This is a genomic window from Microbacterium sp., from assembly GCF_047972865.1.
GTDB lineage: Bacteria > Actinomycetota > Actinomycetes > Actinomycetales > Microbacteriaceae > Microbacterium.
In genome coordinates, this window is record NZ_JBKEAY010000065.1 from 1 (window position 1) to 3,136 (window position 3,136).

General features: G+C 67.3%; 4 protein-coding genes. 1 reads left to right on the top strand and 3 read right to left on the bottom strand.

Going from position 1 to position 3,136, the window contains the following annotated elements; genetic code table 11:
- Positions 1–203: NAD(P)H-binding protein (locus ACK5KK_RS03840; RefSeq protein WP_416888768.1), on the top strand; the 203-nt coding region annotated here is incomplete at its 5' end.
- A gap of 249 nt (positions 204–452) precedes the next feature.
- Here ACK5KK_RS03840 and ACK5KK_RS03845 read toward each other — a convergent pair.
- The 3 genes from ACK5KK_RS03845 to ACK5KK_RS03855 all read right to left on the bottom strand — a co-directional run.
- Positions 453–1,346: a LysR family transcriptional regulator gene (locus ACK5KK_RS03845; RefSeq protein WP_416888769.1), complete on the bottom strand. Its 894-nt coding sequence runs from the start codon at positions 1,344–1,346 to the stop codon at positions 453–455.
- Positions 1,347–1,450: 104 nt separating this feature from the next.
- Positions 1,451–2,611, bottom strand: coding sequence for an NAD-dependent formate dehydrogenase (locus tag ACK5KK_RS03850; RefSeq protein ID WP_416888770.1), 1,161 nt, complete (start codon positions 2,609–2,611; stop codon positions 1,451–1,453).
- Positions 2,612–2,790: 179 nt separating this feature from the next.
- A partial coding sequence (locus ACK5KK_RS03855; RefSeq protein WP_416888771.1) for a type I restriction-modification enzyme R subunit C-terminal domain-containing protein occupies positions 2,791–3,136 on the bottom strand: 346 nt, incomplete at its 5' end.

A 3,136-nucleotide genomic window follows, 5' to 3' on the forward strand; every position in this document is an offset into this window, starting at 1 on the left:
TGATTGCCGACTCCGGGTTGGAGTGGACCATCGTCCGGTTCCTCGCCCCCAAAGACGGTCCCGCGAAAGGGAACCTCCGCGTCGGCACCCCGGGGAAAGACAAGCTCGGCGCCGCGGTGACTCGTGCGGACATCGCCGCGTACACCGTCGCCCAACTCGACAACCCCGCCACCATCGGTGCGGCACCGCAGATCAGCAATTGAGACTCACCTGAACGGGGCGAACCCTACGACCCCGACACCCTGATCCGCATTGCATGAGGACGATTGTGACACGGCGCCGATACGGCACGGCGCACCACGTAGGGTCAGACACAGGTCGAGGTCTCCGCACAAGAGCGGCTGCTTCGTCGCTACGGATCCTCGGGGCCTCGACCCACCTCACAGCGTCATGCCACCCGAGCTACCCTCACCAGAAACCGCGGAGCCCCAAAACCTGACGCGGATGACGGATCAGCCTCGGCGGGTCCGCGGCCTCGTGCTTGCGGCGCGCAGGATGGCACGGCTGAGAGCAGGCTGAGGCTGTTCGAGGCGGGTCGCGACCGCGATCGCGAGAGTGACGGCCGGGTCGGTGAGCGGGAGCGCGCGGATGCCCGGGGGCTGGTCCCGGGTCGCGTTGGCGGGCACCACCGCCGCCCAGCTGCCGGTGTGTGCCAGCGCGACGAGTTCTTCGACGGAATCGGTTTGGACCCGGGGGTGTAGTTCCACGCCGTGCTCTGCGAGTCGTGAATCCAAGACCTGCCGTCCGCGCATACCCTCGCGCAGGAGGCAGACGGGCATGGTCGCCAGTGTCCGCGCCGGCACGGTCGTGGAGTCGGCCGGGAACAGGTTCTCGTGTGCAACGACCACGAGCGGCTCCTCGGAGACGGGCGTGATCGTCACGCCGTCGCCACCGTTCACCGACGGGTGGACGAGTCCCGCATCCAGCTCGAACCGGCGGATCTGCTCGATGATCTCCTCGGAGGTGAGGCCGGTGTCGCAGCGAACGGTGAGCAGCGGGTGACCCGCAGCGAGATCGGTGACCAGGTCTGCGGCTTCGGCAATTGCGGACGGGATCACACCGATCCGGGCCTCCCCGCTCAACTCCTGCGGCTTCGCGTGGACCTCGTCGATGAGCGCGCGGTGATCGTCGACCATCTTCCGCGCCCACACGAGTACCCGTTCACCCTCGGGGGTGAGCCCTTCGAACGTGCGCCCTCGGTTGACGAGGGCCGCCCCCAGCTCGGTTTCGAGTTTGCGGATCGACTCGGACAGAGCCGACTGCGTGATGTGCACGGACGATGCTGCACGGCCGAAATGCCGTTCGCGCGCGAGAGCGACGAAGTACTCCAGCTGGGTCAGCAGCATGCTCTCTCCCGGGTGGCGGTGCGGGGCTGTCCACCTTCAAGTGTGCCGGAGCGGAGGGCGCGCCGGCCGGGAATGCCGCGCGCCCTCCATCCGTGCCCGCTGGTCTACTTCTTTCCCGCGTACGAGTGGGCGCCGGTTCCGGCGTATCCCCCACCCTTCGTAATCAGATACTCAGGCCGGATGTCGCGCCCCGCGAAGAAGTCCTCGAGGATCTCACGCGTTCCGGCTGCGTATCGCGCCTGCGAGGGAAGCGAGGTGCCGGAGGTGTGCGGGGTCATCCCGTGGTGCGGCATCGTGCGCCAGGGGTGGTCGGCGGGGGCGGGCTGCGGGAACCACACGTCACCGGCATACCCGGCCAGCTGTCCGCTCTGCAAGGCGCGGACGATCGCGTCACGGTCAGCGATCGCTCCGCGCGCAGGATTGACGATGTACGCGCCGCGACGCATCGTTGCGAGCAGTTCGTCGTTCAACAGTCCACGGGTGTCGTCGGTCAGTGGGGCGTGGACGGCGAGCACGTCGATCTCTTTCACGAGCGAGCGGATGTCGTCGTGGAAGGTCAGCCCGTACTTCTCCTCGACATCCGAGGGCAGGCGGAACCTGTCGGTGTAGTGCAGCCGCACACCGAACGGGGCGAGCCGTTCGATCACAGCCCGCCCTATGCGGCCGGCCGCGAAGACTCCGACATCCATACCCTCCAGGTCGTACGAGCGTTTCGCGGCATCCGCAATGTTCCATCCGCCGTCGAGGACGATCCTGTGCTGGGGCAGGTAGTCGCGGACGAGAGCGAGCACCTGCATGACGGTGTGTTCGGCGACACCGATGCTGTTGCTGTAGGTCACCTCGGCGACGGTGATCCCCTTCTGGTTCGCCGCTGCGAGGTCGACGTGGTCACTGCCGATGCCGGCGGTGATTGCGATCTGCAGCTTCTCGGCCTTCGCCAAGCGTTCCGGGGTGAGATACGCGGGCCAGAACGGCTGCGAGATGACTACATCCGCATCGGGGAGCTCGCGCTCGAACACCGAGTCCGGGCCCTCCTTATCGCTTGTCACCACGAGGGTGTGCCCGGCATTTTCCAGGAACGTGCGCAGGCCGAGTTCGCCGGAGACGCTGCCGAGCATCTCGCCAGGCACGAAGTCGACCGCTTCGGGTGTGGGCAGCGTCTGCCCGTTCGGATAGTGCTCGATCACCGGGATGGAGTCGCGGGCATAGTCCGGAGGGAACCCGTCGATGGGATCCGGATAGAGGACCAGCAGTACCTTCGCCATGTGTTTCTCCTCGCTGTCGCGCGCGATGTGCGCCACCCTTCAGCCTGCGCGGGGTCCTGTCGGCCGCGCCAACGTGCAGCGCCCTTCGTGTGATCGGCGCCGCCGATCGAAGGTGCACGAGTCAGGGCGCGAGGGCGCATCGGATGATCCGAAGCTGTCGATGTGCTGATCGCCGGCAACTACGCAGGCACGGCCGTCGCGTTGATGCCGCGCAGGGTTCGCACGATCCGGTCGACGTCGGCATCCACAAAGATCACGTCGGGGCCGGTCGGCGCGTGATCGGTGTAGGGCGCCTCGAACAGACGCCCAGGGTCCATCACGCCGTTGCGGGTGAGTTCGTCGACGATGAGTCCCACGAACCGCACCTGCGCGAGAGTGAACCGGGTCTCGTCGAGGTAGTTCGCGAAGGCTTCCGTGGCGGCGGAGCGGTCGAGCCCCACGAGTCCGCGGATGAACAGGCCGAGCCCTCCTCCGCGCTCGTTCGCTCGCACGATGTCGACAGGCCCGGCGCCGGCATCCCTGAGC